The organism is Stenotrophomonas sp. (genome assembly GCF_031995405.1).
Taxonomy (GTDB): domain Bacteria; phylum Pseudomonadota; class Gammaproteobacteria; order Xanthomonadales; family Xanthomonadaceae; genus Stenotrophomonas.
In genome coordinates this window covers 1-6318 of record NZ_DAMAGC010000175.1, presented here as the reverse complement: position 1 = coordinate 6318, position 6318 = coordinate 1, and the positions used below count along the sequence as shown (strand labels likewise).

Below are 6318 nucleotides of genomic sequence, written 5' to 3'. Positions count from 1 at the left end.
GTCGAAGCGGACCAGCTCGATGCCCAGCTGCAGCGCGAGCTGCTTGGTCACCTCGGTCTTGCCCACACCGGTGGGGCCGGCGAAGAGGAAGTTGCCGATCGGCTTTTCCGGGTTGGCCAGGCCCGAGCGGGCCAGCTTGATCGCCGAGGACAGGGTTTCGATGGCCGGATCCTGACCGAAGATCACCATCTTGAGGTTGCGCTCCAGGTGCTGGAGCACGTCCTTGTCGGTGGCGCTGACCTGCTTGGCCGGAATCCGCGCCATCTTGGCGACGATCGTCTCGATCTCCTCGATGTCGATCAGCTCCTTGCGCTCGCCTTCGGGCAGCAGCCGCTGGCGCGCGCCGGCCTCGTCGATGACGTCGATCGCCTTGTCCGGCAGCAGCCGGTCGCCGATGTGCTTCACCGACAGGTCCACCGCCGCCTGCAGCGCGTCATCGGCGTAGGTCACGCCGTGGTGCGCTTCGTAGCGGGGCTTGAGGCCCTGTAGGATCTCGTAGGTTTCCCCCACCGTGGGCTCGACGATGTCGATCTTCTGGAAGCGCCGCGCCAGCGCGCGGTCCTTCTCGAAGATGCCGCGGTATTCCTGGAAGGTGGTCGAGCCGATGCAGCGCAGCTCCCCCGAGGCCAGCGCCGGCTTGATCAGGTTGGAGGCATCCATGGTGCCGCCCGAAGCCGAGCCGGCACCGATGATGGTGTGGATCTCATCGATGAACAGCACCGCATTGGGCATCTTCTTCAATGCGGTGAGCACGCCCTTGAGGCGCTTCTCGAAATCGCCCCGGTACTTGGTGCCGGCCACCAGCGCGCCCAGGTCGAGCGAATAGATGATGGCGTCGGCCAGCACGTCGGGTACCGAGCCTTCGACGATGCGCTTGGCCAGGCCCTCGGCAATGGCGGTCTTGCCCACGCCGGCCTCGCCCACGTAGAGCGGGTTGTTCTTGCGGCGGCGGCACAGCACCTGGATGGTGCGTTCGATTTCATCGCGACGGCCGACCAGCGGATCGATCCGGCCATTGCGGGCGGCGTCGTTGAGGTTGCTGGCGAACTCGGCCAGCGCATCACCCTTGCCCTCGCCTTCGCCACCCTCGGCACGCCCTTCGCCATCGGCGGCCGGTGGCACTTCGCCGTCCTCGCCCAGCTTGGCGATGCCGTGGGACAGGTAATTGACGATATCCAGCCGGGTCACGTCCTGCTGGTTGAGGTAATACACCGCGTGGGAGTCCTTTTCGCCGAAGATGGCAACCAGCACGTTGGCGCCGGTGACCTCCTTCTTGCCCGAGGACTGCACGTGGTACACGGCCCGCTGCAGCACGCGCTGGAAGCCCAGCGTGGGCTGGGTGTCGCGGCCGTCATCTTCGGCCAGGCGCGAGACCGAGGCCTCGATGGCCTGCTCCAGCTCCTGGCGCAGGCGCTCGGCGTCTGCCCCGCAGGCCTTGAGCACGGCTTGGGCGGACGGGTTGTCGAGCAGTGCCAGCAGCAGGTGTTCCACCGTCATGAACTCATGCCGGGCCTCACGGGCGCGCTTGTAGCACTGACCGATGGTGTGTTCGAGGTCTTTACTGAACATGTTCTACTCCGGCGGCAGGTGGAAACAATATGCGGCCTTGCTGCGCAATTTCCATCACCCTAGCGGATCGGTGCGTTCAGACGGCGTTAGCAGTCCGACAACCGCCCCCGGATTCCCCAGGCCATCCCAGCGACTGCATCATGCCCGAATCACAGCTCACGAAATGGCAGCTTGCCCGTGATGGCGATGTCATCACCACGCCGCGCGGCCAACTGTACCCGGTCCGCCTCCCCGACGGCGGCGCCGCGATGCTGAAGGTGAGCACGGATGCCGAGGAGCGCAACGGCCACCTGCTGCTGCGCTGGTGGGATGGCGACGGGGCGGCGCGGGTGCTGGCGCACGACGGTCCGGCGCTGCTGATGGAGCGCGCCGTGCCGGGCGATTCGCTGCGCGCCATGTCGATCCAGGGCGGCGATGCACAGGCCACGGCGATCCTGTGCGGCGTGCTGGCGCGCCTGCATCGGCCGCGTGGCACGCCGCCGGAAGGGCTTCTGGACTTGAACCGGTGGTTCAGCGACCTGCTGGCGCCGCCGATCAGGCTGTCACCATTGCTGGAACAGTGCAGATCACTGGCGGCAGCGGCGCTGGATGCGCAGATCGAGGCGCGGCCGCTGCATGGCGACCTGCACCACGACAATGTGCTGGATTTCGGCACACGCGGCTGGCTGGCGATCGATCCGAAGCGGCTTCTGGGCGACCGCGCCTTCGACTACACGGTGCTGTTCACCAACCCGGACCTGTGCGGACCGGACATCCATGTGGCCACCGGCGAGGCGGTCTTCGAGCATCGGCTGCAACAGGTCTGCGCACTGGCCGGGCTGGACCGCCCGCGCCTGCTGCGCTGGATCGCCGCCAGCGCCGGGCTGTCGGCGGTGTGGTTCCTGGCCGATGGCGATGCGGCGGCGGTGGACCTGGCCGTGGCGGCCATGGCCGTAAAGCGGCTGGCCGAGGCCGGCGGTTAGCCGCTGGTCTTTTCCATCGTGCACAGCAGCGGATGCTGGTTCATCCGCGAGAATTCGTTGACCTGGGCCACCTTAGACTCGGCAACCTCACGGGTGAACACCCCGCACACCCCGCGACCGCGGGTATGGACGTGGAGCATCACCTGGGTGGCCTTGTCCAGGTCCATGGCAAAGAAGCTCTGCAGGACGGTCACCACGAAATCCATCGGGGTGTAGTCGTCATTCAACAGCATCACCTGGTAGAACGGCGGCGGTGCCACCTCCGGCCGGGCCGGTTCCAGCATGACGCCGTGATCGTGGTGGGGTTCTTGGGAGGGCTCGCGGGGCATCCCATCATTATAGCGGGAATGGACGTTGCTCCTGTCGCCCTTCACAATCTACCTATCCATCTACACCTTCACAGGGATTTCATGAAAAGGATCGTCACCGCGCTGTTGTTGACCGCCACGATGTTCGGCGCGCACGCAGCCGAAGCCGACAAGGCCGTCGGCCGGGTGCTCAAGCAGCTGGACTACCCCTACGAGATCGACGAGGACGGCGACTACAAGCTGGTCTTCGACGCCGGCGATGACCGCACCCAGCTGGTCTTCGTGCGCTCGGCGGTGGAAGAATTCGGCACCCAGAAGATCCGCGAGATCTGGTCCCCGGGCTACACCTCGCCGGGCAAGCAGTTCCCCGCCGCCGTGGCCAACCGCCTGCTGGAGGACTCCCAGGACGCCAAGCTGGGCGGCTGGGTGAAGCAGGACCAGCTGGCGATGTTCGTGGTCAAGGTGGACGCCAATGCCAGCTCCGCTGCACTGAGCGACGCCATCGACGCGGCCATGCGTACCGCCGATGCGATGGAAAACGAACTGACCGAGACGGACGAATACTGAGTGAATGCCGTGCAGGACCCGCGCTGGACGCCGCATGTCACCGTTGCCACCGTGGTGGCACGTGACGGGCGCCTGTTGCTGGTGGAAGAGCGCATCGACGGCCGCGACGTGCTGAACCAGCCGGCCGGCCACCTCGAACCGGGCGAAAGCCTCGCCGACGCGGCGGTGCGCGAGACCCTGGAGGAAACCGGCTGGGCGGTGCGGCTGAGCGCCTTCATCGGCGTCTACCAGTGGACCGCCCCCGACGGCACCGCGTTCCTGCGCTTTGCCTACGCCGCCGAGCCGGTCAGCCATGATCCGGCCCGTCCGCTGGACGCGGGGATCCTGCGCGCGCTGTGGCTGAGCCCGGCCGAACTGCAGGCCGAGCACGCGCGCCTGCGCAGCCCGCTGGTCTGGGAGGTGGTCGCCGACTACCTCGGTGGCCAGCGTCATCCACTCTCAATCGTGCGGGAGACGGCATGAGTACCCCCCGGGTGATGGTCGGTGTGTCCGGCGGCGTGGATTCGTCGGTGGCGGCCTGGCGGCTGGTCCAGCAGGGCGAGCCGGTGGCCGGCCTGTTCATGCAGAACTGGGCCGATGACGGCAGCGGCGACTGCCGCGCCGAGGACGATCGCCGCGATGCGGTGGCCGTCTGCGGCCTGCTTGGCATTCCGTTCCATTTCCGCGATTTCTCCAGCGAATACTGGCAGGGCGTGTTCGAGCACTTCCTGGCCGAATACGCGGCCGGGCGCACCCCCAACCCGGACGTGCTGTGCAACCGCGAGGTGAAGTTCAAGCACTTTCTGGATGCCGCCCGCGAGCTGGGCGCCGAGCGCATCGCGACCGGCCACTATGCCCGCGTGGCGCAGGTGGAGGGACGCTGGGCGCTGTTGCGCGGCGCCGACCGCAGCAAGGACCAAAGCTATTTCCTGCACCAGTTGGGGCAGGAGCAGCTGGCCGCCACGCTGTTCCCGATTGGCGACCTGCAGAAGAACGACCTGCGCCGCATCGCCCGCGATGCGCGGCTGCCGACCCACGCCAAGAAGGACTCCACCGGCATCTGCTTCATCGGCGAGCGCGACTTCCGGGAATTCCTCGGCCGTTACCTGCCGGCCAGGACCGGTGAGATCCGCGATCCCGATGGCGCGCTGATCGCCGAACACCCCGGCGTGTTCTATTTCACCCTGGGCCAGCGCGAGGGCCTGAACATCGGCGGCGTACGCGGCCGCCCGGCCGCGCCGTGGTACGTGGTGGGCAAGGATGTGGCCAGCAACATCCTGTACGTGGACCAGGACCGCGACAGCCCGTGGCTGCTGTCGACCCGGCTGCACTCGGAGACCGCGCACTGGATTGCCGGCGCCCCGCCCTCCCGCCGTTTCAGCTGCACCGCGCAGACCCGCTACCGGCAGCCGGACGAGGCCTGCGAGGTGCAGGTCAACGACGATGGCACGTTGCTGGTGCGGTTCGCGCGGCCCCAGCGCGCCGTCACCCCCGGTCAATCGCTGGTGTTGTATGACGATGAGGTCTGCCTGGGTGGCGCGGTGATCGCCGCCACCGATGCGCCGCTGGAACAGCGGCTGCGGACCGTTCCTTCCCCCTTCGAGGTATCTGCTGCATGAGTTTTTCCGTCGACGACCGCGTTCTTGCTCTGGCCGGCATCGCCCAGGCCCTGCAGCAGGTGCGCCGCATCGCCGAAACCGGCCATTCCGAGGCCGCGGTGGTGCGCACCGCGATCGACAGCGTGTTCCGCATCGATGCCGACAGCCCGCAGGCCATCTACGGCAGCCCGGCCAACGTGGCCCCGGGCCTGCGCCTGCTGCACAACTACTTCCGCAACCAGGGCCAGGACGAATCGCTGCCACGGCTGGCCCTGGCGGTACTGCAGCTGGAACGCCGTTTCGTGCGTGAGCATGCGGTGGTGGACAAGGTCAGCCAGGGCATCGCCAGCGCCCAGCGCCAGGCCGGCGAGCTCGGCGACAGCGCCCATCCCGACGTGCTGGCTGCCCTCGGCGGCCTGTACGCGGACACCATCAGCAACCTCAAGCCGCGCGTAATGGTCCAGGGCAACCCGCATTACCTGGGCCAGGCCGGGGTAGTGGCCGAGATCCGTGCGCTGCTGCTGGCGGCGGTGCGCTCGGCGGTGCTCTGGCGTCAGACCGGCGGCCAGTACTGGGACTTCCTGTTCTCGCGCAAGGCGATGATCGAGGCCGTGGACCGCCAGCTGCGCTGATTCACGGCGACGGGGCGGGCTGCGTGCAGCCACCCATGGGGTGGCTCTACCGTTGATTGCCGCGGGTAGAGCCACCCCATGGGTGGCTGGGTTGGGCGGTCGGGGATCCCGCAGCCACCCAAGGGGTGGCTCTACCGCGGGGAGGTTTTTCGATGGAATGTGCAGTGCAGCACTAAAGCAAACGGGGGTACGGCCGATACATCAACCGTGCACTTCCCGAGAACGTCCATGTACTCACGCATCTTCATCCGTCTGGCCGCCCCCCTGGTCCTGACCCTGCTCCTTCCCTTCGCCATCGGCTTCGAATGGCCCGCCGCCCTGCGTTGGGCCATCCTGACCACGATGACGCTCAGCTGGCTGGGCTTTGCCTGGTGGACCGCACGGGCACAGACCCAGCGCTCCCCCGAGCATGCCCGCATCCTGCGCGAGCAGGACCAGCTGCTCACCGAACTGCGTTCCTTCGTTGCCAACGAAGTGGACGGCTCGCGCGGCGAAGTCGAACGCGCCCGTGACCTGATCCGCCATGCGGTCAGCGGCCTGGGTGGCAGCTTCGACGCCATGAACCGCAAATCGCGCCAGCAGAGCCAGGCATTGGCCCGCATCGTCGACCGTGCCGGTGAAGACGGCGGGGCCGGTGTCGACGTGGCCCGTTTCGCCCAGCATGCCACCCATCGCATGGAGCAGCTGGTGAAGGCGCTAGAAC

General features: G+C 67.5%; 7 protein-coding genes and 1 pseudogene. 6 read left to right on the top strand and 2 right to left on the bottom strand.

All coding sequences use genetic code 11. From position 1 onward, the window contains the following. A partial coding sequence (locus RTO53_RS19070; protein WP_312239251.1) for an AAA family ATPase occupies nucleotides 1-1569 on the bottom strand: 1569 nt, incomplete at its 3' end. A 140-nt stretch (nucleotides 1570-1709) separates the two neighbouring features. Here RTO53_RS19070 and RTO53_RS19065 point away from each other — a divergent pair. Next, nucleotides 1710-2531, top strand: coding sequence for an aminoglycoside phosphotransferase family protein (locus RTO53_RS19065; RefSeq protein WP_312239250.1), 822 nt, complete (start codon nucleotides 1710-1712; stop codon nucleotides 2529-2531). Here the strand turns inward: RTO53_RS19065 and clpS are convergent. Then, nucleotides 2528-2860 (bottom strand): ATP-dependent Clp protease adapter ClpS, encoded by a 333-nt coding sequence (clpS, locus tag RTO53_RS19060; protein WP_256776704.1) that lies wholly within the window; start codon nucleotides 2858-2860, stop codon nucleotides 2528-2530. The genes RTO53_RS19065 and clpS overlap by 4 nt on opposite strands. Nucleotides 2861-2941: 81 nt before the next feature. Here clpS and RTO53_RS19055 point away from each other — a divergent pair, with 81 nt between their 5' ends. The 5 genes and pseudogenes from RTO53_RS19055 to RTO53_RS19035 form a co-directional block, all read left to right on the top strand. Continuing rightward, on the top strand, nucleotides 2942-3406 hold the full coding sequence (locus RTO53_RS19055; RefSeq protein WP_312239249.1) for a hypothetical protein: 465 nt from the start codon (nucleotides 2942-2944) through the stop codon (nucleotides 3404-3406). Then, nucleotides 3407-3868, top strand: coding sequence for an NUDIX hydrolase (locus RTO53_RS19050; protein ID WP_312239248.1), 462 nt, complete (start codon nucleotides 3407-3409; stop codon nucleotides 3866-3868). It begins immediately after the preceding gene. After that, nucleotides 3865-5004 carry a tRNA 2-thiouridine(34) synthase MnmA gene (gene mnmA, locus RTO53_RS19045; protein WP_312239247.1) on the top strand — a complete coding sequence of 380 codons (1140 nt, stop codon included), beginning with the start codon at nucleotides 3865-3867 and terminating at the stop codon, nucleotides 5002-5004. The genes RTO53_RS19050 and mnmA overlap by 4 nt, the downstream gene beginning before the upstream one ends. After that, on the top strand, nucleotides 5001-5615 hold the full coding sequence (gene hflD, locus RTO53_RS19040; protein WP_312239246.1) for a high frequency lysogenization protein HflD: 615 nt from the start codon (nucleotides 5001-5003) through the stop codon (nucleotides 5613-5615). Before mnmA ends, hflD begins: the two co-directional genes overlap by 4 nt. A 228-nt stretch (nucleotides 5616-5843) precedes the next feature. Continuing rightward, a pseudogene (locus RTO53_RS19035) lies at nucleotides 5844-6318 on the top strand (chemotaxis protein); the annotation flags it as partial.

Coding starts and splice junctions, on each gene's coding strand:
- mnmA (WP_312239247.1), top strand. CDS start 3,865: ATGAGTACCCCCCGGGTGATGGTCGGTGTGTCCGGCGGCGTGGATTCG.
- RTO53_RS19055 (WP_312239249.1), top strand. CDS start 2,942: ATGAAAAGGATCGTCACCGCGCTGTTGTTGACCGCCACGATGTTCGGC.
- hflD (WP_312239246.1), top strand. CDS start 5,001: ATGAGTTTTTCCGTCGACGACCGCGTTCTTGCTCTGGCCGGCATCGCC.
- RTO53_RS19065 (WP_312239250.1), top strand. CDS start 1,710: ATGCCCGAATCACAGCTCACGAAATGGCAGCTTGCCCGTGATGGCGAT.
- clpS (WP_256776704.1), bottom strand. CDS start 2,860: ATGCCCCGCGAGCCCTCCCAAGAACCCCACCACGATCACGGCGTCATG.